Origin of the sequence: Rhizobium rhododendri (assembly GCF_007000325.2) — a bacterium.
Lineage (GTDB): Bacteria > Pseudomonadota > Alphaproteobacteria > Rhizobiales > Rhizobiaceae > Rhizobium > Rhizobium rhododendri.
Window position 1 is genome coordinate 417,278 of sequence record NZ_CP117267.1, and the last position, 22,932, is coordinate 440,209.

At 62.2% G+C, this 22,932-nt stretch carries 18 protein-coding genes; 9 read left to right on the forward strand and 9 right to left on the reverse strand.

The genetic code is table 11. The annotated features are described in order from the left end of the window. The first annotated feature begins 59 nt into the window (after window positions 1-59). A complete protein-coding gene (gene ubiA, locus PR018_RS02035; RefSeq protein WP_142824159.1) occupies window positions 60-1,022 on the forward strand; it encodes a 4-hydroxybenzoate octaprenyltransferase in 963 nt (320 codons plus the stop codon). A 51-nt stretch (window positions 1,023-1,073) separates the two neighbouring features. Here ubiA and PR018_RS02040 read toward each other — a convergent pair whose 3' ends face one another. Next, the gene (locus tag PR018_RS02040; protein WP_111217689.1) at window positions 1,074-1,640 is read right to left on the reverse strand and encodes a DUF6101 family protein; all 567 of its coding nucleotides are present in this window, start codon (window positions 1,638-1,640) and stop codon (window positions 1,074-1,076) included. A 319-nt stretch (window positions 1,641-1,959) separates the two neighbouring features. Between PR018_RS02040 and PR018_RS02045 the strand changes: the two genes are divergently transcribed. Further along, on the forward strand, window positions 1,960-4,536 hold the full coding sequence (locus PR018_RS02045) for a DUF1217 domain-containing protein (RefSeq protein WP_142829218.1): 2,577 nt from the start codon (window positions 1,960-1,962) through the stop codon (window positions 4,534-4,536). A gap of 231 nt (window positions 4,537-4,767) precedes the next feature. After that, window positions 4,768-7,518, forward strand: coding sequence for a DNA translocase FtsK (locus PR018_RS02050; protein WP_142824161.1), 2,751 nt, complete (start codon window positions 4,768-4,770; stop codon window positions 7,516-7,518). Window positions 7,519-7,552: 34 nt separating this feature from the next. Here the strand turns inward: PR018_RS02050 and PR018_RS02055 are convergent, their stop codons facing one another. Both PR018_RS02055 and PR018_RS02060 read right to left on the reverse strand, forming a co-directional pair. Continuing rightward, the gene (locus PR018_RS02055) at window positions 7,553-8,977 is read right to left on the reverse strand and encodes an FAD-binding oxidoreductase (RefSeq protein WP_142824162.1); all 1,425 of its coding nucleotides are present in this window, start codon (window positions 8,975-8,977) and stop codon (window positions 7,553-7,555) included. Window positions 8,978-9,014: 37 nt separating this feature from the next. Then, complete coding sequence (locus tag PR018_RS02060) at window positions 9,015-9,989, reverse strand: L-threonylcarbamoyladenylate synthase (RefSeq protein ID WP_142824163.1); 975 nt, start codon at window positions 9,987-9,989, stop codon at window positions 9,015-9,017. Window positions 9,990-10,227: 238 nt separating this feature from the next. Here PR018_RS02060 and PR018_RS02065 point away from each other — a divergent pair, with 238 nt between their 5' ends. Next, on the forward strand, window positions 10,228-10,521 hold the full coding sequence (locus PR018_RS02065; protein ID WP_142824164.1) for a hypothetical protein: 294 nt from the start codon (window positions 10,228-10,230) through the stop codon (window positions 10,519-10,521). Window positions 10,522-10,569: 48 nt separating this feature from the next. Here the strand turns inward: PR018_RS02065 and pip are convergent, their stop codons facing one another. Both pip and PR018_RS02075 read right to left on the reverse strand, forming a co-directional pair. Continuing rightward, complete coding sequence (pip, locus tag PR018_RS02070) at window positions 10,570-11,592, reverse strand: prolyl aminopeptidase (RefSeq protein ID WP_224128082.1); 1,023 nt, start codon at window positions 11,590-11,592, stop codon at window positions 10,570-10,572. 24 nt (window positions 11,593-11,616) lie between these two features. After that, window positions 11,617-12,225 carry a DUF6656 family protein gene (locus PR018_RS02075; RefSeq protein ID WP_142824165.1) on the reverse strand — a complete coding sequence of 203 codons (609 nt, stop codon included), beginning with the start codon at window positions 12,223-12,225 and terminating at the stop codon, window positions 11,617-11,619. A gap of 614 nt (window positions 12,226-12,839) precedes the next feature. On the opposite strand from PR018_RS02075, the gene PR018_RS02080 reads away from it, so the two are divergent. Both PR018_RS02080 and PR018_RS02085 read left to right on the forward strand, forming a co-directional pair. Continuing rightward, entirely contained in the window at window positions 12,840-14,084 is a 1,245-nt protein-coding gene (locus tag PR018_RS02080) for an aromatic ring-hydroxylating oxygenase subunit alpha (RefSeq protein ID WP_142829217.1), read from the forward strand. Window positions 14,085-14,086: 2 nt separating this feature from the next. Next, window positions 14,087-15,172 (forward strand): FAD-binding oxidoreductase, encoded by a 1,086-nt coding sequence (locus PR018_RS02085; protein WP_142824167.1) that lies wholly within the window; start codon window positions 14,087-14,089, stop codon window positions 15,170-15,172. A gap of 12 nt (window positions 15,173-15,184) precedes the next feature. On the opposite strand, the gene PR018_RS02090 is transcribed toward PR018_RS02085, so the two are convergent. After that, window positions 15,185-16,117, reverse strand: coding sequence for a glycoside hydrolase family 25 protein (locus PR018_RS02090; protein WP_142824168.1), 933 nt, complete (start codon window positions 16,115-16,117; stop codon window positions 15,185-15,187). Window positions 16,118-16,262: 145 nt separating this feature from the next. Between PR018_RS02090 and PR018_RS02095 the strand changes: the two genes are divergently transcribed. Beyond that, window positions 16,263-16,739 (forward strand): BA14K family protein, encoded by a 477-nt coding sequence (locus PR018_RS02095; RefSeq protein WP_142829216.1) that lies wholly within the window; start codon window positions 16,263-16,265, stop codon window positions 16,737-16,739. 56 nt (window positions 16,740-16,795) lie between these two features. On the opposite strand, the gene PR018_RS02100 is transcribed toward PR018_RS02095, so the two are convergent. Further along, window positions 16,796-17,794, reverse strand: coding sequence for a transporter (locus tag PR018_RS02100; RefSeq protein WP_142824170.1), 999 nt, complete (start codon window positions 17,792-17,794; stop codon window positions 16,796-16,798). A gap of 136 nt (window positions 17,795-17,930) precedes the next feature. On the opposite strand from PR018_RS02100, the gene PR018_RS02105 reads away from it, so the two are divergent. Both PR018_RS02105 and PR018_RS02110 read left to right on the forward strand, forming a co-directional pair. Then, a complete protein-coding gene (locus PR018_RS02105) occupies window positions 17,931-19,706 on the forward strand; it encodes an acyl-CoA dehydrogenase family protein (protein ID WP_142824171.1) in 1,776 nt (591 codons plus the stop codon). A 22-nt stretch (window positions 19,707-19,728) separates the two neighbouring features. Further along, window positions 19,729-20,481 carry a crotonase/enoyl-CoA hydratase family protein gene (locus PR018_RS02110; RefSeq protein WP_142829215.1) on the forward strand — a complete coding sequence of 251 codons (753 nt, stop codon included), beginning with the start codon at window positions 19,729-19,731 and terminating at the stop codon, window positions 20,479-20,481. 18 nt (window positions 20,482-20,499) lie between these two features. Here PR018_RS02110 and PR018_RS02115 read toward each other — a convergent pair whose 3' ends face one another. Both PR018_RS02115 and PR018_RS02120 read right to left on the reverse strand, forming a co-directional pair. Continuing rightward, window positions 20,500-21,750 carry a class I SAM-dependent RNA methyltransferase gene (locus PR018_RS02115; protein WP_142824173.1) on the reverse strand — a complete coding sequence of 417 codons (1,251 nt, stop codon included), beginning with the start codon at window positions 21,748-21,750 and terminating at the stop codon, window positions 20,500-20,502. Then, a complete protein-coding gene (locus PR018_RS02120; protein ID WP_142824174.1) occupies window positions 21,747-22,502 on the reverse strand; it encodes a TlyA family RNA methyltransferase in 756 nt (251 codons plus the stop codon). The genes PR018_RS02115 and PR018_RS02120 overlap by 4 nt, the downstream gene beginning before the upstream one ends. Window positions 22,503-22,932 lie beyond the last annotated feature (430 nt).

The following is a 22,932-nucleotide window of genomic DNA, read 5'->3' on the forward strand; positions in this document are numbered from 1 at the left end:
CAGATAGGTCCAACATTTTCGCATTTCCGTGAAACGCTGAAATGTTCTAGACATTCCGCATGAGCAACAGCCACGATTTCCGCGACCGAGTCGCCGATGCGCCATCCGATAATTTCGTCTACAAGGCCTTGCCGCCGTGGCTGTGGCCCTATGCCCAGCTGGCACGCTGGGACCGGCCGATCGGCTGGCAGCTGCTGCTATGGCCGTGCTTCTGGTCGGTGACCTTGGCCGCCAATGCCGCCTTGACGCTGGGCGAGTTCGTCGGTCCGCTGCTGTTCTACCATCTCATCCTCTATTTCATCGGCGCGGTGGCGATGCGCGGTGCCGGCTGTACGTTCAACGATCTCATCGATCACGATATCGATGCTTCCGTGGCGCGCACCCGCTCGCGGCCTTTGCCGTCAGGCCGTGTCAGCCGCAAGCAGGCAAAGATATTCATTGCATTGCAGGCTCTCGTCGGACTGTTCGTTCTCCTGCAGTTCAACTGGTTCTGTGTGGGCCTCGGCTTGCTGTCGCTGGGACTGGTGGCGGTGTACCCCTTTGCCAAGCGCTTTACCGACTGGCCGCAGTTCTTCCTCGGGCTTGCCTTTTCCTGGGGTGCGCTGATGGGCTGGGCCGGCATCTTCGGTAGCCTGTCGCTGCCGCCGATCCTGCTCTACATCGCCGCCATTCTCTGGACCATTGGCTACGACACCATCTATGCCCATCAGGACAAGGAGGACGACGAACTGATCGGCGTCCGTTCGACGGCGCGACTGTTCGGCGAAAAGACGAAGATATGGCTCGTAAGCCTCTATGGCGCGGCGCTAGTGCTGATGTTCCTTGCCTTCGCGCTGGCCGGCGCAGGTCCCATCGCATTTCTTGGCCTTGTCATCGCTGGCGGCATGTTCGCCTACCAGATCGTCGTCCTCGATATCGAAGACGCGCCGCAGTGCCTGATCCTGTTCCGCTCGAACGGCAGGGTCGGTGCCATCATCTTTGCCGGCCTGCTGTTGTCCATGGCGCTTTCCGCTCCCGGCTGAAACGCAAAACCCGGCGCAGGCGCCGGGTTTCGGGGGAGGGGTATTTGATCCTCAGTCGCGGGCGATGATCTCGCGACCGGCGATCTTGAGCGTGACGCCCATCTTGCCCGATATGCGACGAACCAGGAAGCGGGGGCGTCTGTCGGCAAAGAACGAATGGCGGCGGCGCGGCTGCGTTTCGTTGGTACGCACACCGCCGAGATGATCTTCGAGCAGGCGAGCGACGCCATCCGCTTCGACCATCATCATCGGGATATTGAAGGCTTCGGACCATGTGCGCCAGTCGGCAGCGATGTCGCTGAGATCATGGGCGACGAGCAGCGGGATGCAGAGATCCGGATCGTCATGGTGCAGTTCGAGCGTCACGGTCACTTCGCCGTCGCCATGGTCGATGGCCCGGGCGGCAACGCCCTTGAAGGCGCGCTTCGGCAGGGCGATCGACAGCGGCAGACCGCTCGATGGCAGCACCTTGCGCAGCACGGCGCCGCGGGAGTCGATGGTGATCGTCACGTCGCCGGTAGCACCGCGCATGGCATAGCTGACATGCTGCGGAAAGCGGTTTGGATCGAGCCGCAGTGTCGTTCCGGCCCAGACAGGCTTAAGGACGGTATTGGTCATCGTTTTCTACCCTTGTCTTATCATGAGAGCCGGTTTTCCGGTCTTCTTGACGGAGAACTTTCGCCCTCTCGATGACCCGAGACTAGGCGCGCCCCCTTCCAGACAGCTTAAAAATTGCGGTTAAGAAAAGTTTGCGTCGTCAAATGGTTAGCAAAAACGAACCCGCCAGGGTTTCCATAATATGAATATGTGCCGATGCGCGTCGTCCCACTCCGGCGCAGCGTCGTGGCGGCCGATGTAAAGTCCCGGGTAAGGTTTGAGGTCGATAATCGGGAAGATTCGAAAACGGTCTCGAGTGTAGACTTCAAGGTGCGCGTAGATGACATCGACCTATCTGAGCTACACGCTCGATACAAAGAACATGACGTCGACCCTTGCGCGCGTTGCCTCCCAGCCGACGACGAAGCGGGAGGTCGATTACTACAATGCCAATATCGGCAAGGTGAAAACCGTCGACGACCTGATGGACAACTACCAGCTCTACAGCTACGCGATGAAGTCGTACGGGCTGGAGGACTTCACCTACGCCAAGGCGTTCATGAAGCAGGTACTGACCAGCGACCTCAGCGATAGCAGCAGCTTTGCCAATCGCCTGAACGACCCGAAATACAAGGCGATTGCCGCAGCATTCAATTTCGGCGCTTCTACCGCGACGACGGCGCAGTCGAGCGATACCCTGACGACGATGTTCGGTTCGACGTCGACATCGACTTCGTCCGACACGACGGATGCCGCCATCGGCCTCTACCAGCAATCCTTTACGGACGAAGAAACGGCGGCAAAGACTGCGAGCGACGCCTATGACGCGGCCATCGGCTCGGTCAAGAATGTCGACGACTTCCTCAGCGATACCGATCTCAGGGACTATGTGCTGAAAGGCTACGGCATCGACCCGACCAATATTTCGAACAGCTTCCTGAAGTCGATGCTGACCAGCGACGTGTCGGATCCGAACAGCTTCGTCAACGTCAACGGCAGCGCCGCCGACAAGGCGATGGCGGCGCAATTCAGCTTCAATGCCGACGGATCGATCGCCACCACCACGCCGGATGCGGACAAGAGCTACTACGAGGCCAATATTGGCACGATTACATCGGTGGACCAGCTGGTGTCCGATCCACGCCTGTTCGACTACGTCAAGACCGCCTACGGCATCGACCCGTCCCTTACGGGCGCGAAGTTCGTGGCCTCCGTGAAGGACCCCGCAACCGCTTCGGATAACGGACTGACCAGCGTGCTCACAGAGTTCAATTTCGGCAGCGACGGCACTGTCGCAACGGGCGCGTCTGCCCAGACCGCCGACCAGATCAGTACCACATCGACAAACTACGCCGCCAACTATACCAGCCAGATACAGACGTTCAGCCAGAAGGCTGCCGTCATGGAGGCCTACAACACCACCGTCCCGTCATTCGTCACCTCCGTCGCCGCAGCTGACGACGCTGCCTACTACAAGGCGCATATCGGCTCGGTGACGTCAGTCGAAGACCTGACCTCGGATACGCGCCTGTTCGACTACGTCAAGATCGCCTACAACCTGCAGTCGCTGGATGCGCAGGCGTCGGACAACACGCTCAAATACGACCTCGAGACATCGGTGGAAGACCCCACCTACGCCAAGCTCGTCGGCTTTTCGGGCGTGGTCGCCCAGTTCAACTTCCAGTCCGACGGGACGGTGGCCTCCGGCACCGTGGCGCAAACCTCCACGCAACTGGCTGCAGCGACCACGGCATTTTCAGCCAACTACCAGTCGGAGCAGACCACCGCCGAGGCGGATGCCGTGGCGAACTACGAGACGCGTATCGCCAAGGTCAAGAATATCAACGAGTTCTTCGCCAGCAATGCGACGGCTGACTCCAGCACAGCCAACGATAATCTGCCTGAACTCTACCAGATGGCGCTGCGCTCCTACGGGATCGGCGAAAACGAGATATCCAAGGCGCAGATGAAGAAGATCATGGAGAGCGATCCCTATGATCCGAAAAGCTATGTCAACACGCTGAAGGACGATCGCTTCGTCAAGCTCGCCAAGGCTTTCAATTTCGACAGCGCCGGCACGATCAAGCCGCAGGTGACGGCGCTCTCGACGACTCAGGTCAACAGCTACATCTCCGAATATTCAACCGAGACGCGACGCGGATTGACGGGTTCGGCACTGACGGCGGCAACGGCCACCGTCAAGAAGGATGCCACCTACTTTACCACCAACATCGCCAAGGTGACGAGCGTTTCAGACCTTCTGGCCGACCCGAAGTTGACCGACTTCATCCTCAAGGCCAGCGGTATCGATCCGAAGAAGGTGACAACAGACACGCTGAAAAAGGCCTTTGCGTCGGACCCCGACAATTCGAAAAGCTTCCTCAACACCACCGCCGGTGCCCAGTTCAAGGACATCGTCGAAGCTTTCAATTTCGGCACCAACGGCACCATGGTCGATACCAAGCTTGGCAGCGCCCAGAACAAGGGCGCGCTCGACGCCACCAACGAACTCTACCTGCACCAGACCCTCGAATCGCAGGAAGGCGACAACAACCCCGGCACGCGCCTTGCTCTCTATTTCCAACGCCAGGCACCGAATATCAATTCCGTCTACGACATCATGTCCGACACGGCACTCTATTCGGTCATCACCACCACTTTCAGCCTGCCGAGCGCGATTTCGTCGATGAACGTCGACGATCAGGCGGCGCTGCTGAAGAAATTCGTCAACGTTGACGATCTTCGCGATCCGACGAAACTTAACAAGCTGCTGGAGCGCTTCTCGGTCGAATACGATCTGCAGAACAACGCCGGCAGCACCTCCTCGTCGGCACTTTCGATCCTCCAGGGGTCCTCGAAGTCTATCGGCATCAGCGCCGATACGCTGCTCTCCATCGCCCAGCTTTCGACCTCCTGATCGCAACGGAACGCCCGCGTCGACTGCGCGTGCCGCAGTCGACGGCGCCCGGCTTCGCGTCGGTGGAGGCTAAAATATTTATCTGTCCAAGCCAGCCAAAAAGCCCGCAAAACATGCGTTTTTGCATCCAGCCCTTCAAACTGCCGCCAATTCGGAAGGAACTTATTAACCGTCCCTGGCCTATTCGATTGGGGTAGCTATCGGCCAATCAATGACTGGATTGCAGGTCTTATGCGTTTTTCCAAAACCAACTTTTCCAACGGCGAAACGGATTTCCAGCGGGACGTCCATGCCGACGCCGAACGTGCCGAAGCGGAACTGCGGGAAGCCCGGCAGATCGCCGAGCGCCGGGCCTACCTGGAGCAAAAGCTGATCCAGGCGCGCGAAGCCAAGCGCCGATCCGAGATCGCCCACCAGCAGCGCGCCGACCAGCTGAAGGCGGCGCAACTGCGCCAGCCACAGGCGACGCCCGTCGCTGCTCCGGATGCAGGCCTTTCCCCGACCGGCCGTACAAACATGCCGCTGGTCCCACCACTGGTACCGGCCGATGCCGTGCAGGATTGGCAGACCGCCTTTTCGCTGGCACCGAATGTCCGTTTCACGCGGACACCCGAAAGTCTGATCAGCCGCAAGAAATCGCCGGACTCGGACGTTAACGAGACGGAGCAGACCATCCAACAGACCGCAGTCAAACAAGCCACCATCAGCCCCGAGGCACCAGCAACGTCGCAAGCTGCCGAGGTTGCAACACCGAGCGCACAAACGCCGGGCCATATCGAGAAGCCGCGCCCTGCTGCGCCGATGCCGTGGAACAACAGGCTCGTCGAGGATATCTTCACGCCGGCATCCACGCCTGTTCCGCCGCTGACTGCCTGGCAGCGCCAGCCCGTCGCCGTGGTGCCGCAGGCACAGCTGGCCTCGCATCTGGCTAACCTGTCCGACTTCGCCTTCTGGGACGTCATGCCCTTCGACGGCGAACTCGCTCCACCCGTAGCAGCAGCGGCACCGGCCTTCGTTGCGCCGCCCATGTCCGCTCCACCGACGGAGACGGCGCAACAATCGGCGACATCGCTCTACCGAATCATCGACTGGCAGCCCTCCGGTCGCGCAGCCACACCGGCGCCGGTCGTGCCAGTGCCGGAGGCTGCAGCCGTCCAGCCGAACGAAGTCGCCGAGCCTATCGTCCTGACACCGCTGGCGCCAGCAACCGTTGCCGCACCTCCGGTCGTCGCTGCCGTCGTTTTGCCCAAGCCAGCCACAGTTGCAGCCCCGGCAAAGCAGGTCCCGGTCGCGCAGATCGTTGCTCCCGCCCCGAAGGCTGGCGTCGTCGACGCTGCGCCGAACCGCCGCATTCCCGTTTCCACCCGCAGCGACCGCCCCGTCAGCCCTGCGCCGATGGAATGGCGCCCGGTTTCCATCAGCAGCGACGGTGAGTACGAACTGCCGCCGCGCGAACTACTGCAGGAACCGCCGGAACGCGTCGGCGTGATCATGACCCAGGAAGCCCTGGAGCAGAACGCCGGCCTTCTTGAAAACGTGCTGGAAGACTTCGGCGTCAAGGGCGAGATCATCCATGTTCGCCCCGGTCCGGTCGTCACCCTCTATGAATTCGAGCCGGCCCCCGGCGTCAAATCCTCGCGCGTCATCGGTCTTGCCGACGACATCGCCCGCTCCATGTCGGCGCTGTCGGCCCGTGTCGCCGTCGTGCCCGGCCGCAACGTCATCGGCATCGAACTGCCGAATGCAACGCGCGAAACCGTCTACTTCCGCGAGATGATCGAATCGGAAGATTTTGCCCAGAGCAGCTTCAAGCTGGCGCTCGGCCTCGGCAAGACCATCGGCGGCGAACCCGTTATCGCCGAACTTGCGAAGATGCCGCATCTGCTCGTCGCCGGCACCACCGGTTCCGGCAAGTCCGTCGCCATCAACACAATGATCCTGTCGCTGCTCTACCGCATGACGCCGGAAGAATGCCGCCTGATCATGGTCGATCCGAAGATGCTCGAACTGTCGGTCTATGACGGCATTCCGCACCTGCTGACCCCCGTCGTCACCGATCCGAAGAAGGCCGTGCTGGCGTTGAAATGGGCCGTGCGCGAGATGGAGGATCGCTATCGCAAGATGTCGCGCCTCGGCGTCCGCAACATCGATGGCTACAACGCCCGCGTCGCCATTGCCCGTGAGAAGAACGAGACGATACTCGTCACCGTCCAGACCGGTTTCGACCGCACCACGGGCGCACCGACGGAAGAGAGCCAGGAACTCGATCTGGCCCGCATGCCCTACATCGTCGTCATCGTCGACGAGATGGCCGACCTGATGATGGTCGCCGGCAAGGAAATCGAAGGCGCCATCCAGCGTCTGGCGCAGATGGCCCGTGCCGCCGGCATCCACCTGATCATGGCGACGCAGCGCCCGTCGGTCGATGTCATCACCGGCACCATCAAGGCCAACTTCCCGACCCGCATCTCCTTTCAGGTGACCTCGAAGATCGACAGCCGCACGATCCTCGGCGAGCAGGGCGCAGAGCAACTGCTCGGCCAGGGCGACATGCTGCACATGCAGGGTGGCGGCCGCATCTCGCGCGTCCACGGTCCCTTCGTATCCGACGAGGAAGTCGAGAAGGTCGTGGCCCACCTGAAGATGCAGGGCCGCCCGGAATATCTGGATACGGTCACTGCCGGTGAAGAGGACGAGGAAGAGGAAGAAGACGGCGGCGCCGTGTTCGACAAGAGCGCAATGGGGTCCGAGGATAGCGACGACACCTACGAGCAGGCGATCAAGGTCGTCATGCGCGACAAGAAGTGCTCGACATCCTACATCCAGCGCCGCCTCGGCATCGGCTACAACCGCGCCGCCTCGCTCGTCGAGCGCATGGAAAAGGAAGGCCTCGTCGGCCCCGCCAACCACGTCGGCAAGCGCGAGATCATTTCCGGCAACCGCAACGCCACGCCGATGCCGCCGCAAGACGACATGGATTGAGCAACAGGCGGCGGCGCGCCTGCGTCGCCGGCCGCTAGACCAACACGACCTTGCCGGGGTTCATGATCCCGGCAGGGTCGAAGCTTTTCTTGATCCGGCGCATCAGTTCCATTTCGATCTCCGGCCGGATCGATGCCAGCTCGTCCCGCTTCAACTGGCCGATGCCGTGCTCCGCCGAGATCGAGCCCTCGTGTTTCAACACCAGCCCGTGGACGATCCGGTTCATCTCGCGCCAGCGGCCGATGAATTCCGCCTTGTCGGCGCCGACAGGCTGCGAGATGTTGTAGTGGATGTTGCCGTCGCCCATGTGGCCGAAGGCGCAGATGCGGGCGCCTGGCATCGCCGCCATGACAGCTTGCTCCGCCTCGTGCATGAATTCAGGGATCTGCGACACCGGCACCGACACGTCATGCTTGATCGAGCCGCCCTCGGGCTTCTGGGCGCCGGACATGCTTTCGCGCATGTGCCACAAGGCCTTCTGCTGCGCCTGCGAGCTGGCGATCGTCGCATCCTGCACCAGCCCTGCCTCAAAACCCTTTTCCAGCAGCGCCGACATCATCCGCTCGGCAGTTTCGGCTGAATCCGAGGTGGAGATGTCGATCAGCACATACCAAGGGTGAACGGTCTCCAGCGGATCGCGCACGCCATCGATATGACGGACGGTGAACTCGACGCCGATGCGCGGCATCAGCTCGAAACCGGTCAACGCCGGGCCGCAAAGACCCGATGCATTCCTGAACAGCGACAGCGCATCCTCGACCGACCGTAGGCCGGCAAAGGCCACCTGGTGGCCAAGCGGCTGCGGAAACAGTTTCAGCACCGCGCCGGTGATGATGCCGAGCGTTCCCTCCGCGCCGATGAACAGGTCGCGCAGATCATAGCCGGTATTGTCCTTTTTCAGCCGCCGCAGCCCGTTCCAGATCTCGCCGGTTGGCAGCACGACTTCAAGGCCTAGGCAGAGCTGGCGCATGTTGCCATAGGCAAGCACCGCCGTGCCGCCGGCATTGGTGGCGAGATTGCCGCCGATCCGGCATGAGCCTTCCGAACCCAGCGACAGCGGAAACAGCCTGCCGCAATCCTCTGCCGCCTTCTGCACATCGGCAAGGATGCAGCCGCCATCGACCACCATGATGCCGGCAAAGGCATCGACCTCGCGAATGCGGTTCATCCGTTCCAGCGAGACGATCACATCGGCGCCGTTATCGCGCGGCGTCTGGCCGCCGACGAGGCCGGTATTGCCCGTCTGCGGCACGATCGCCGTTCCCGTTTCCGAGGCAAGCTTCAGGATGGCCGAGACCTCTTCGACCGAACCGGGCTTCAGCACCAGCGGCGAGGCGCCATGATAGAGCCCGCGATTTTCGACGAGGCGGGGGGCGATGTCGGCCGCCTCGCGCAAGACATGGGCAGCGCCGACGATGGCGGCAAAGCGGTCGAGCAGGGCGGGAGAGGGGGTGGCCATGCGTGCTGGTCCTTGTCTTGCAGTCGGAAACTCTGGTCTAGTCGCGGGGTGCTGCGGCGCGGCGCAGCCGGTCGTTGATCGCTTCGCCGAGGCCGTCTTGCGGGATGGTGGTGAAAGCCATCCCGATAACGCCGATGGCATCTGCACGTTTCATGAAGTCGAAAAGATTGGCTGCAGCCTCGGTGAGATCGCCGGAGGGGCTGAGGTTGAAAATGACGGACGCTTCCTCCTCGCCAGCCACCGGGTTGCTTCCGAAGCGGATCAGCGCCTCGCCGGCGGTAACCTCGGTGGCGTCCAGCCGGACCATTGCATGCGGCGCGTAGTGGGATGCCATCATGCCGGGGGCCTCTATCGCCGGGCTAGCGCCTTCCTTGCGCGTCAGTGGAATGCCGGCCACGCGCTCTATATCTTCCGCCGCAAGCCCGCCCGGACGCAGCAATCGCATCCCGCCGCTATCGATCTTGACGATCGTCGATTCGACACCGACGTCGCAGGCGCCGCCATCGAGAATGAGCTCGATCTTGCTGCCGAGATCGGACTCGACATGGGCAGCGCTGGTGGCGCTGATCCGGCCGGAGGTGTTGGCACTCGGGGCCGCCAGAGGTCGGTCGAAGGCACGGATAAGGTCGGCGGCGAAGCCATCGGGAACCCGGATGCCCACACTGTCGAGGCCGGCGGTCGCCAGCGCGTGGATGTTGCTTTCCGGTTTCAACGGCAGCACCAGCGTCAGCGGCCCCGGCCAGAACGCTTCTGCCAGCTTGCGCGAGATCGGGTCGAACACCGCGTGCCGCTCCGCCATGGCAAGATCGCTCATGTGGCAGATCAGCGGATTGAAGCTCGGCCGCCCCTTGGTCTGGTAGATACGTGTGATCGCCACCGGATTGGTGGCGTCGGCGGCAAGCCCATAGACGGTCTCGGTCGGCAACGCGACCGGAAACCCGTCCGCAAGCAAGGCCGACGCCCGAAAAATCGCGCCGTCCCTGTCGTGGAAGATGTCGATAATCTCTGCCATGCGCGACCCGTTTCCTGATCGATCTGTCCTTAGGCCTTTCCGGTGGTGGAGGGCAAGTGCCACGAGGTCGCCGGGTCGTTCGAACCGCGACGGTCGCTCTAATCCTGGAACCCTCGCCAACAGCCATCAAGCAAATTTGATAAGGTGAAGCCCAATGCCGCCTTGCTGGTCGCAGCAATGATCCCAGCATGGATTTCACCAGATGCTTGATCCAAGCTGCCTCAGAGGAACAATCACAATGAACCGGCATACAGGCGATTTCGTCGTAACGGGCAATGCCGTCATCCGTAATGAGATCAGCGGCGTCACCTACGTGAAGCCGGGCGCCAACCTGGTTTCACGCGGCAGGCTATCGGGCGGACTGATCATCGAAGCCGGCGGAAACGCCGTCATTTCCGGCGAGGTGGGTCGCAATCTGCTGAATGAGGGAAATCTGGTTCTCAAAGGCCATGTCGCCGGAAAGCTCATCGGGCAACGGCGCTGTTGTGATGCAATCCGGCGCCACCGTAGCCGGCAACGATCTTCCTCCTGAAAATGTCTCCCACGGTTCAGCGGCTTAATCGAGGGCGACAGGCTAGGCTCACCTGCTCGAAGCAAAGGCATCAAGCGCGAGCCGCATTTCCTTTCTCGACATTGGGCCGCCGTGGCCTTCCTGTTCGATAATGAGCAATCTGCTGTTTGGCCAGGCTTGATGCAGCCGCCATGCCGTTACGAGCGGTCCGCTGAAGTCTCGGCGACCGTGGATCAGAACGGCGGGGATATGCTGGATCGAGTCCATCCTTTCAAGAATAGTATCGCCGCCCCGCAGGAAGCCGTCATTTGCCCAGTAATGGGTGACCAGAGTTGCAAAGTTTGCTGCACGTATTTCGTCGAAGCGCCGGGGATGCGGTGCCCAGTTCGGATCGAGGGAGACATGCGTGGACTCCCAGTCGTTCCAGCAACGAGCGGCGGCCCTGCGATCGTCCGCGTCCGATGAAGCAAGCCTGCGTGCGTAGGCGTCGACGGGTCGCTCGGTTCCGGTGCGCCCGGAGGCTCGTTCGAACTGATCCCAGGCTTCCGGGAACAGGCACCCGACACCTTCGGTAATCCAGTCGACTTCTGCGCGGCTCGTCGTCGTGACTGCCATGAGAACAAGCTCGGAAACCCTGGCCGGATGCGACTGCGCATAGGCGAGTGCCAAAGTCGAACCCCAGGAGATCCCCGCGACCAGCCAGCGTTCCACTGCAAGATGGTGCCGCAGCGCCTCGATGTCTCTTATCAAGGCCTGTGTGGTGTTTCCGGAGAGTTCGTTCAGATCGTCGATCGCCAGCGGCCGGCTGCGCCCGCATCCTCTCTGGTCGATACCGATAAGGCAGTATCCTGCGGGATCGAAGAGCTCACGGTAGCTCCCCGAGCCGAGGCCGCTGCCCGGTCCTCCGTGCAGGTAGAGGGCGCACTTTCCGTCGGGGTTTCCCGATTTCTCCCAGTAAATCTCGGTCTTGTCGTCAACCTTCAGCAGGCCGTGGTCCAGCAGATTGCCTATCGGGTCGCTCATGAGGTTGTAGTCCGGGGTCTTGAAGAGGCTTTCCGAGTTCGACGCGGCCTGGGCGGCGCGGTCGCTCACCCAAGGCACCTACGCCGCCGCCGCTCAAAGCTGGCGAATGATGTCGCGGAGTTGTTCGTTGCGGGCGCCAAGCAGCAGGACGTTGCGGATTGCCGTTTGCGGATCGACGGTGCGAAACAATACGCCGTTGCCGCGCACGGCGCGGTTGATGCCAAGAGCCTTGTCATCGCTGCTCTGCATCTGCTCGACAGCGACCGCGAAGTACATGCGTGGATGCCGCTGGTCGATCTTGACGAAGCTGGCCTCACTGTCGTCGATCTCGGCGTAGAAATTGGCGATGTAGAAGGCCCAGCTGACATTCTTGTATTCGGCAAACTGCGTTCGTGACGCCGTCACGTGGCAGTAGCCGAGGTGCGGCCTTTCGGCGAGTGTCCGGTGAAAGACCAGTTTTGGAAATTGGATCGACCTGTGGAAGCCGTTCAGCCGCTCGTGCGTCTTTTCGCCGGCGGCCTGCAGACGGAGTGCGGTGCGCTCGGCGACGGCATCGTAGCTGAGATAGCGCCGGTCTTTTTCCCGCCTGTCCTTTTCGCGCGTGATGCGGCCGGTCCGCAGGAACTCGCTGTGGATGGCAGCCGGGGCTGGCGGCTGGACTGCGGCTTCTGCCTTGGCATCGAAATATCTGAGCTTGGCCATGCTGCGCGCTCGCGGTTCAAAATCGTACCTGCAGGCTACGCTGTCATCGTTAAGAACGCATGAAATCGCCTTCGCTACGGTGCTCCGCCCGCTATCTCCGGCTAAAACGTATTTGCGGCGTGCCAAGCGCCTTTATGTCGCAAACAGGCATTTGCTACCAGGCCGGTTTGAATGCGGAAGCGGTGCGTCTCCGTCCTCTATCCTCCATCGGTCGTAAACGCTTGTTCTGCAATGCATGCAGTCCCCACCGATGCGTATCTCGGGCGGCTTTTCCGCTGTCGTCAATTTCCGTGCTTATGTCGCATAGAAGCCACGTCGTAATCGGGCGCGATGTTTATATGGAGAAAGGTCGCAGGAGACCGTCCGCAAGAAGCGTTTTTCTGGCGGCGCGGTCGAAAACGGCAGGAGGTCGGGGTCGGTAAAACGCCTCTGGTCGCAAGTCCGGAAAGGCGGCATGATGTTTCGTCAGGCGAATCTCGTGCTGGCGCGGTGTTTGAGGCAATGCGTTTTGAAATGGGCCGCAGTCGGCGGTCGAAAGGTCACAGGGCAGGCCGATCTCGGCTCGCTCCTATCATTTTATCCCGCTGGTCGGCGATAGGCACGAGGACATCAGGATGGATATTCGCAACAGGATGCTGCGGCAGCTGAAGAACCGCCGCGAGGGATTCAGCCTCGAGCAGCCCTTCTATATCGATCAGGATTATTTCAAGATCGATATGGAGATGATCTATTATCGCGACTGGCTGTTCATGGGTCATGATTGCGAGGTGCCGCGTGCCGGCAACTACATCACCGCCCAGGTCGGCGAATATCCTATCGTCATCGTCCGTGGCCGCGACAAGGTCATCCGCGCTTTCCACAACAGCTGCCGCCATCGCGGCTCGCGCGTCTGCTCATCGGATCGCGGCTCTGCAGCCAAGCTCGTCTGTCCCTACCATCAGTGGACCTACGATCTCGACGGTTCGCTGCAGTTCGCCCGCCAGATGGCCGACAGCTTCGACAAAAGCCAGTACGGCCTGAAGCCTATCCATTGCGAAAGCGTGGCCGGCTATATCTTCATCTCGCTGGCGCAGACCGCACCTGACTTCCAGCCCGTTCGCGACAGCATCGCCCCCTACATGATGCCGCACCGCTTGAGCGAATCCAAGATCGCCTTCCAGAGCACCATCATCGAGAAGGGCAACTGGAAGCTGGTCTGGGAAAACAACCGCGAGTGCTATCACTGCGCCGCCAACCACCCCGAGCTCTGCCGTACCTATCCGGAAGCCCCGACTGCAACCGGCGTCCAGGGCGCCGGCGACGATCCGGTTATCGCTGCCCACTGGGCGCATTGCGAGGCCGGCGGCCTGCCGAGCGAGTTCAAGATGGACCCGACCGGCCAGTTCCGCGTCGCCCGCATGCCGCTGATCGAGGGTGCCGAGAGCTACACCATGTCCGGCCAGCGCGCCGTCAAGAAGCCGCTTTCGGACGACGTCACCATGAGCAACATTGGCACGATGCTGCTGTTCCACTATCCGTCCACCTGGAACCACATGCTGGTGGACCACGCGATCTCCTTCCGCGTGCTGCCGCTCAACGCCGAGGAAACCGCCGTCACAACCAAGTGGCTGGTCCACAAGGATGCGGTCGAGGGCGTCGACTACAATCTCGAGGAACTGACCCACGTCTGGACCGAGACCAACGACCAGGACCGCCGCATCGTCGAGGAAAATGCTTTCGGCATTCACTCCCCGGCCTATGAGCCCGGTCCTTACTCGGAGCTCCATGAAGGTGGCGTCGCACAGTTCGTCGAATGGTACGCCGATTTCATGACGAGCCGGCTGCAGGGCGAGCAGGCCAAGCTTTCGGTCGTGGCCTGAGCATGAGCGTAGCGGGAACAGCGCGTCACCTTCACCTCGACCAGATGCAGCCCTGGAGCGACAGGCAGCACCTGCTCGAATGCCTGTCGGTGACGCCGGAGGCGCCCGATGTGATGACCTTCACGTTCCGCTCCGACAAGGACAACTGGTTCCGCTATCTGCCGGGCCAGTTCGTCACGCTGGAACTGCCGGTCGGGCCGGAGCCGCTAATGCGGACCTACACGCTGTCGTCCACCCCGACGCGGCCGTTTTCGGTCGCCGTCACCGTCAAAGCGCAGAAGGACAGCATCGGCACGCGCTGGATGTTCGACAACCTGAAGCCTGGCATGCGTATCCGCGCCTTCGGGCCGCTCGGCGATTTCACCCATATCCGCCATCCCGGCGAAAAATACCTGTTCATCTCGGCCGGTTCCGGGATCACGCCGATGATGTCGATGACGCGCTACATGAGCGATGTCGCACCGCTTTCCGATATCTCGTTCATCAATTGCGCTCGTGGCCCCTCGGAAATCGTCTTCCGCTCGGAGCTTGAATATCTCGCCCGTTTCATGCCCAACCTCAATCTCGGCTTCATCGTCGAGGAGCGCGGCCAGATGGAGCTGTGGTCCGGCCTGCGCGGCCGCATCGACAAGGCGAAGATCGCGCTGCTTGCCCATGATTTCCTCGACCGCACTGTGTTCTGCTGCGGCCCCGACATGTTCATGAACTTCGTCAGCTCCAGCATCGAGGCTGCCGGCTTCGACATGAGCCGCTACCACCAGGAAAGCTTCCGCCCGGCCTCTGCCGATCTCGAGCCTGAACCGGCCGTGGGCGCGGACGGCGAGGTCGCGACTTCGATCCGCTTCACCATGGCCGGCAAGGATGTGGCCTGCGCGCCCGGCCAGACCATCCTGCAGGCCGCCCGTGGCGCCGGCATCCGCATCGGTGCCGCCTGCGAATCCGGCCTCTGCGGCACGTGCAAGGTGATGAAGCTCTCCGGCGATGTCGAGATGAACCATAATGGCGGCATCCTCGACGACGAGATCGACGAGGGCTACATCCTCGCCTGCTGCTCTCGCCCGAAGACGGACGTCCAGATCGAAGCCTAAGCGCAAAGCTCGTCAGAAATCCTGATAGTTCAGCGCGGTGACCTGCATTTTCGCTGCCGGGCCCGGTGCCGATGCCAGCATCGACGGTGTATCGATGCGCGGCGGCACGAGCTCTCCCTGCGGCCATATCCTTGCCAGCTGCGTCTTGGTCATCGATGCCATGTTCACATCGATATCCGGTAAAGTCCCGGCCACGCGGTACGGGCAGCGGCGCGTGGAGCAATTGTCGGCGGAGGAGAACTGCCACATCGCATAGTCAGTCCAGTTGCCGAGCGGAAACGTGCCTTCGACGTCGGGCTTGTAGCGCGCGTACCAGAGCGGCAGGCGCGACAGGATCTGGTAGTCGCTGCGGTGGTCGGCGATGAATCTCGCGACCACATCGTTGGCATAGAGGATCGGGTAGCGCCCGGTGCGCTCCTTGATATGGATCGCGAAGATCTGGGCGTCGGCCGGCGACATGAACTGTTGCGGATCTAGCCCGTCGATGTCGAGCACCATAAGCTCGTCCGCCTTCGGGTCGGCGTAATCGAGGAAATGGTTTGCCTGGTCGATGGGGTTGCCGGGACGGCCGAGGTGGTAGGCGCCCCACAACATGCCGTTCGATTTGGCGATGAGCCGCCGGGTGCGAAAGAGCTCGCGGCTGACGGCATATTTGCGCCACATCGTCTTGCAGTGACCGACCGTATCGCCGGAATGGTCGCTCGTTTTGCAGGCGTAATCTTCCGGCAATCCATCGGAGGCCTTCGAGACAAAACCACTGATGCGCGTGTCCTGCAGCAGCGCATCCCAGTCGATGCTGTTCAGCTCGTAGGCGTCTATGATGAGCGCGTGTTCGGGATCGTTCCAGGGCTGGCGTTCGCCGGCCAGCGCCAGCCTGTTTTGCGCCGGCAGCGCCAGGATCAGAAGAGAACCGATAATCAGGTTGAGAACTGTTCGCTTTCCCATGGTCTGTCAAGGGTAGGCGCATATGGTTAATGCGCCGTTAAGGGTTGCATGCTGCCCCGGCTGCGGGTGTGTCGGTGGGCTGAATTTGGAACTTTCCGCCCACAAGTTCGTTTATCGACACCAGATTTACGGATTGGAGACGAAAATGTTCAAGATACGTACCAGAGCCGTCACGCTCGCTCTTGCAGCAGCAGTTGCTGTAACGAGTTTTACCCCGTCCTTCGCGCTGCCGATGCCATCCGTATCGGCGGCCCAGCCAGCAGTTTCCGGCGCGGCGTCTTCTGATGTCCAGCAGGTGCAATACTGGCGCCATCGGGGCGGCGGCTACTACAGAGGCGGCTATGGACGCGGTTACTACGGCGGCTATCGCGGATACCATGGATACCGCCACGGCTACCGTTACCACGATGGCTACTGGTTCCCTCTGGCAGCCTTCGGCGCCGGTGCGCTGATCGGCGGCGCTATCGCCAGCGAGCCTCGCACCTACGCGCGCCCCGCGGCTGGCATCAATCCACGCCATTACGAGTGGTGCGCCAACCGCTATCGCTCGTATCGTGGCTACGACAACACCTTCCAGCCGAACCACGGCCCACGCCAGCAGTGCCTGTCGCCGTTTTATTGATAGCCATGTGATCAGACTGCAAAGTGCCCGGTTAACAGCCGGGCATTTTTCATGCGCTACAGAATGCGAACCCGCCTCAGCAGCCACCAGGCGAGCAGGATGGACGCTCCGATGATCGCGACCGCATAGGCAGTCCCGTGCTCGCTGCTGGCAAAGGGCAGGGCGGTTGTGTTCATGCCGAAAAAGCCGGTTACCAGCGTTGGCGGCAAGAGGAAGGCCGTCATCAGCGACAGGATGTAGAGATGCCGGTTCGTCTCCGAGGAGAGCTTCGAATCGATTTCCTCGTGCAGCAGTCGCGCCCGCTCCTGTAGCGCGTATACATCGTGGTCCACAGTCTCCAGCCGCGTCGTCAGCCGCCCCGCCACGTCGTCGAAACCATCGGGCATCTCGTCGTCGTCGGAAGCCGCTGCCCGGCGCATGAGAGACAGGATGGTGCGCAGGTGCCGATGGACGCGGACGATGGTGCGCCGTACCGGAGCCAGCCGCCGCCGCTCGTCGCGAAAAGTGGCATCGTAGACCACGTCTTCGATCTGGTTCATTTCCTCCGTGGTCTCGATGACCAGCGCGATCAGCGTCCGCTGGAACTCGACGACCAGCGCCTCGAAGATATCCAGCGGCCGATGAAAGCGCGCCGGGTTCTTTTCGATGGTGGCGCGCACCCGCTCGACGCTGCGCAAGGGCTGCAGGCGCGTGGTGATGATGAAGCGCTCGGAGATGGCAAAGTGCAGCCAGCCGATGTCGCGCGTATCCTGGTCGAAATCGAGCTGGAAATCCACCAGCGTGCCGAAGATCACCTTCTCGTCGACGGTGATGGTCGCGTGCGTATCATGCGTCGTCAGGGCTTGACGCATATCGTCGGTAAGGCCAGGGAAGTCTTCCAGAAACGCAGCGACACGGGCATCGACGAGATTGAGATGCAGCCAGACGAAGCCCTCCAGCGACATGAGGGCAGAGCGTTCGATGGTGTCGGGGAGGCGCTCGGATTGACCTCTATCGGGCGAAAGGTGGTGTGCCCAGACAAAGCCCGGGATGGTCGGATTGAATATTGTCGTCATGCTGCATCGCCGTTTAAGGTAAACATGTGCATAGGCCCTGCTTGTGACAGCTTCTTAGCAGCTGCGCGACCCACCTGCAGGAAAAAACGCCGGCCGGAGGTGGTCGGCAGCATCGGCATGATCGGGAGGAGACCGAATGTACAAGGCGCCTGTCGCGGAAATCGCGTTCACGCTTCGCCACGTGGCCGGGCTGGACCAGGCCATCGAAATTGGCTCGGTCGGTGATCTCAGTGCCGATCTCGCCGACGCCATCCTTGAGGAGGCAGCCCGCTTCACCGACAACGAAATCGTACCGTTGGCGGCCATCGGCGACACCGAGGGCGCGCGACTGGTCGACGGCGTAGTCGTTCTCCCCAAAGGCTGGCCGAAACTCTATCGCGACTGGGCGGCCGGCGGCTGGAACGGCCTGACGGCATCGCCGGAATTCGGCGGTCAGGGTCTGCCGCAAATGCTGAATGTCGCCACGCTGGAAATGTGGAACGGCGCATCGATGGCCTTCGGCCTGGCGCCGACGCTGACGATGGGCGCCATCGAGGCCCTGTCGGCCCATGGCAGTCCGGCGTTGAAGGATCGTTATCTCGCCCGCATGATCTCCGGCGAATGGACCGGCACCATGAACCTGACGGAGCCGCACGCCGGCTCCGACGTCGGGGCGCTGACCAGCCGTGCAGAACGCCACGAGGACGGCAGCTACCGCATTTTCGGCCAGAAGATCTACATCACCTGGGGCGATCACGACGCCGCCGACAACATCATCCATCTGGTACTCGCCCGGTTGCCCGATGCTCCCCCGGGCACGCGGGGCATATCACTGTTCCTGGTGCCGAAGTTCCTCGTCGGGGCGGACGGGTCGCTCGGTGCCCGCAACGATCTCTTCTGCCACTCGCTAGAGCACAAGCTCGGCATCCATGGCTCGCCGACCTGCACCATGATCTACGGCGATGGCAGGTTAGGCGAGACGCCCGGCGCCATCGGCTGGCTGGTCGGCGAGGAAAACCGGGGTCTCGCCTGCATGTTCACGATGATGAACAATGCGCGGCTCGCCGTCGCCATGCAGGGGGTCGGTGTCTGCGAAGCCGCCACGCAAAAGGCCGTCGCCTATGCCCGCGAGCGCCGGCAGGGGCGGGCGGCGGGACATCATGGTGGATCGATGAGCCCGATCGTCGATCATCCCGATGTCGCCCGCATGCTGCTGACGATGAAGGCGCTGACACAGGGTGCCCGCGCCATCACTTACGCCTGCGCCCACGCGATCGATCTTTCCCATGCAGGCATGGACACAAACCATTGGCGATCCCGTGCCGCGCTGCTCACCCCCATCGCCAAGGCCTTTGCCACCGATTGCGGCGTCGACGTCGCCTCGCTCGGCATCCAGGTGCATGGCGGCATGGGGTATATCGAGGAGACCGGTGCCGCGAGGCTTTGGCGCGACGCCCGTATCGCGCCGATCTATGAGGGCACCAACGGCATTCAGGCGATCGACCTCGTCACCCGCAAGCTGCCGCTGGACGGCGGCCAGGCTGTGCGCGGCTTGATCGGCGAACTGCAGGCGATTTGCGAGCGTGTCGCGGCCTCTGGATTGCCGCTCTTCGGGGCGACGGCGGACAGGTTGCGAATGGCGATTGCGGATATCGAGGCCGCAACCGAATGGCTGTTGTCAGCGCAGGCCGGCAACCGCATCGAGGAGGCGCTTGCCGGCGCGACACCCTATCTGCGGTTGTTCGGGCTGGTACTATCAGGCTGCTATCTCGCCAAGGGAGGGATGGCCGTGGCCGACGACGGGGAGGGTGAGGCGCGCATCGCACTTTGCCGCTTTGCTGCAAAAAACCTGCTCCCTGAGACCGCAGCGTTGAAAGACCAGGTGATGCGCGGTGCTGACAGCCTCATTGCCGCGCGCGCCCTGCTGACATGACCTGTTAAATGAGGAGCCATTCATGACGGACCATATCCTGATCGAAACCCCGGAAGCCATGCCGGATGTCCGGGTGCTCCGCTTCAACCGGCCGGAAAAGAAGAATGCCATCACCCGCGCCATGTATGCTGCCATGACCGAGGCCCTGCAGGTGGCGAGCGCGGAGGCAAGCGTTCACGTCGTCGTCTTCCTTGGGCAACCCGGATGTTTTTCCGCCGGCAACGACATGTCCGACTTTCTGGCCTTTGCCATGGGGGGAGCGATGGGCACGGAGGTGCTCGATTTCCTCAACGCGCTCGCCGGCTTCGACAAGCCGCTGGTCTCCGGCGTCGATGGCATGGCCATCGGCATCGGCACGACAATCCATATGCACTGCGACCTGACGCTGGCGTCCGGACGCAGCATGTTTCGTACGCCCTTCGTCGATCTGGCGCTGGTGCCGGAGGAAGCCTCCAGCCTCATCGCGCCACGGCTGATGGGATACCAGCACGCCTTCGCGCTGCTGGCCGCCGGAGAACCGCTAACGGCGGAAGAGGCACGGCGCGACGGGTTGATCTGGAAGGTCACAACAGAGGAAGCTCTCGAGGAGGAGACACTGGCGGTCGCGGCAAAACTGGCCGCCAAGCCGCCCGGCGCCCTGAAAATCGCCCGCGACCTGCTGCGCGGCCATCAACAGGATATCACGGCGCGGATCGCCGAGGAGGCGGGCTATTTTGAAGCGCAACTGCGCACCGCAGAAGCCCGAGCCGCGTTCGAAGGCTTCTTCAAACGCTGAGCCAGGACGAAATCTCGCTTACTTCTCGAGCGAGACCACCACTTCGACGTGGGATGTCCAGAGGAACTGGTCGATCGGTGTTACCTTGGTGATGCGATAGCCGGCCTCGACGAGAATGGCGAGGTCGCGCGCCAGGGTCAGCGGATTGCAGGAGACCGCGACGATCTTCTTGACCGCCGAGCGCGCCAGTTCCTTGACCTGCGCTTCGGCGCCCGCGCGCGGCGGATCGAAGACGACGGCGTCGATATATTTGAACTCCGCCGTCATCAGCGGCCGGCGGAAAAGGTCGCGACGCTCCGTGCTGACGGGCTTCAGACCCTGCGTGGTGCGGGCGGCAAGATCGAGGGCCGCCAGCGCCTTGCCGTCGGATTCGGCGGCATGGACGCGACCGAGACGGGCAAGCCTCAGCGCAAAGGTGCCGGAGCCGGCGAACAGATCGACGATGCGCTTGGCCTTGCCGATATGGGCGACAACCAGATCGGCCATCACGTCTTCGGCTTGCTTGGTCGCCTGGGTAAAGGCACCGGGCGGTGGCGAGACCTGCACGCCGCTGAAATCGATCATCGGCTTGGTCTTCTCGAGGATGATTTCGTCGTTCAGCGAAATGCGGGCGATGCCGCGAAGCGACAGGATGGTTTCGATGGCGGCGCGACGCTGTTCGTCCGAGAGCGCCTTGATGCCGTCGACGGCGATGTCGAGGCCGGCCAGCGTTTCCAGCACGCTGATGCGGAAAGCTTCTGCGTTGATCGACAGCGCCTTTGCCACCATGCGGATCGCCGGCAGCTTGCCGACGATATCCGGTGACGAGATGGGACATTCCTCGATGGCGACGATGTGATGGCTGTCCGCCTGGTTGAAGCCGATCAGCACGTCCTTCTCGGTGCGGCGTGCGGCAAACACCACGCGCCGGCGCTGGCCCGGATGGGCCGCCACCAGGTCGTCGACGTCAGGCGTCAGTCCCTTCGACTTCAACGCGTCGATTACCAGCTGCCGCTTGAACGCCCGGTAAGGCACATCGGCGTAATGTTGCAGCGTGCAGCCGCCGCAGGTGCCGTTGACGCCATCGGGACCGAAGTGCCGGCACGGCGGCTCCTGCCGGTCGGGCGACGCCTTGAGGATGGACATCAACGTACCCTTGTCCTTGATCCGGGCAATCGCGACGCTCTCGCCAGGCAGGGTGAAGGGCACGAAGATCGGGCCGTTGGCATCATGGGCGATACCATCGCCCTGGCCGCCAAGCTTGTTGATGGTAACTGTTTCGGCGCTCATGGCTTGCGTCCCGCCAATAGGAATTCATGGTTTCCGTCGCCGCCGGCAATCGGCGAGGGGATAAGGCCAAGCGTTTCCCAGCCCATTTCGTCGACCAGCCAGCGCTCGAGGTCGGCAGCCACGTCGGGCGCCGTTTCCGGTAGTTTCAACAGGCCGGCCTTGCTGACGGCTTCGCGGCCGGCCTCGAACTGCGGCTTGACCAGCAGCACGCAGAAGGCGCCGGCTTCGGCAAGCTCGAGGGCCGGCACCAGCGCCAGCTTCAGCGAGATGAACGACACATCGGAGACGATGAAGGTGATGGCGCGGTTGTCGATATCGTCCGATGTCAGGTAGCGGGCGTTGAGGCCCTCGATGCTGGTGACACGCTCGTCGCCGGCGACGCGCGGATGGATCTGGCCATGGCCGACATCGATGGAGGTGACATGTGCGGCGCCGCGCTGCAGCAGTACTTCGGTAAAGCCGCCGGCGGATGCGCCGACGTCCAGACAGTCGTGACCGGCCGGATCGAGCTTGAAATGGTCGAGCGCCGCGACCAGCTTCAGCGCCGCGCGCGAAACGTAGTCCTGTGCGGGATCGTCGATTTCGAGCACGACATCGTCGGCAAAGGTCATGCTTGCCTTGGTGATGACCTTGCCGTCGACCTTGACGGTGCCACGCTGGATGGCGTCACGGGCGCGGGATCGGCTAGCCACGAGGCCTCGCGACAGGACAAGCTGATCGAGGCGGTACTGGGGAGGAAATTGTTCTGACATGGCCTGTCCATGACCGCCAATGCCATCAGTTGCAAGCTTTTTATATGTCTCAAGCCGATCTCCGCCTGTTTCCAACGCCTGCCGGCCCGGAATCCGCCTGCGTCATCAGCTGCCCGCCAACGAAACAGGCACTGGCATCACGAAGTCCCGGCGACGACCTCCCCGATGACCGCGACGGTCTTAATGTCTGCCGGAATGCTTGGGGATCGTGCTTCGGTGCGCAACCATCGCGCTATCGAAGTTAAACGATTGGAAAGCTATGAGCGCTAACGTTGCGGCCATTGCGATGGCCCCTCGAGGGCCAAGCCCGCCATGATGGCATCTGCCAGGTCGCGCCTATCCGATCATGTTTCATCAATTTGACCTCTCGCTGCGTTCCATGGCGCCGCGAGGGATGTTCTCTGAGGACAGCGCTCAGGAGGCGCTTGGC

Coding starts and splice junctions, on each gene's coding strand:
- ubiA (WP_142824159.1), top strand. CDS start 60: ATGAGCAACAGCCACGATTTCCGCGACCGAGTCGCCGATGCGCCATCC.
- PR018_RS02040 (WP_111217689.1), bottom strand. CDS start 1,640: ATGACCAATACCGTCCTTAAGCCTGTCTGGGCCGGAACGACACTGCGG.
- PR018_RS02045 (WP_142829218.1), top strand. CDS start 1,960: ATGACATCGACCTATCTGAGCTACACGCTCGATACAAAGAACATGACG.
- PR018_RS02050 (WP_142824161.1), top strand. CDS start 4,768: ATGCGTTTTTCCAAAACCAACTTTTCCAACGGCGAAACGGATTTCCAG.
- PR018_RS02055 (WP_142824162.1), bottom strand. CDS start 8,977: ATGGCCACCCCCTCTCCCGCCCTGCTCGACCGCTTTGCCGCCATCGTC.
- PR018_RS02060 (WP_142824163.1), bottom strand. CDS start 9,989: ATGGCAGAGATTATCGACATCTTCCACGACAGGGACGGCGCGATTTTT.
- PR018_RS02065 (WP_142824164.1), top strand. CDS start 10,228: ATGAACCGGCATACAGGCGATTTCGTCGTAACGGGCAATGCCGTCATC.
- PR018_RS02075 (WP_142824165.1), bottom strand. CDS start 12,225: ATGGCCAAGCTCAGATATTTCGATGCCAAGGCAGAAGCCGCAGTCCAG.
- PR018_RS02080 (WP_142829217.1), top strand. CDS start 12,840: ATGGATATTCGCAACAGGATGCTGCGGCAGCTGAAGAACCGCCGCGAG.
- PR018_RS02085 (WP_142824167.1), top strand. CDS start 14,087: ATGAGCGTAGCGGGAACAGCGCGTCACCTTCACCTCGACCAGATGCAG.
- PR018_RS02090 (WP_142824168.1), bottom strand. CDS start 16,117: ATGGGAAAGCGAACAGTTCTCAACCTGATTATCGGTTCTCTTCTGATC.
- PR018_RS02095 (WP_142829216.1), top strand. CDS start 16,263: ATGTTCAAGATACGTACCAGAGCCGTCACGCTCGCTCTTGCAGCAGCA.
- PR018_RS02100 (WP_142824170.1), bottom strand. CDS start 17,794: ATGACGACAATATTCAATCCGACCATCCCGGGCTTTGTCTGGGCACAC.
- PR018_RS02105 (WP_142824171.1), top strand. CDS start 17,931: ATGTACAAGGCGCCTGTCGCGGAAATCGCGTTCACGCTTCGCCACGTG.
- PR018_RS02110 (WP_142829215.1), top strand. CDS start 19,729: ATGACGGACCATATCCTGATCGAAACCCCGGAAGCCATGCCGGATGTC.
- PR018_RS02115 (WP_142824173.1), bottom strand. CDS start 21,750: ATGAGCGCCGAAACAGTTACCATCAACAAGCTTGGCGGCCAGGGCGAT.
- PR018_RS02120 (WP_142824174.1), bottom strand. CDS start 22,502: ATGTCAGAACAATTTCCTCCCCAGTACCGCCTCGATCAGCTTGTCCTG.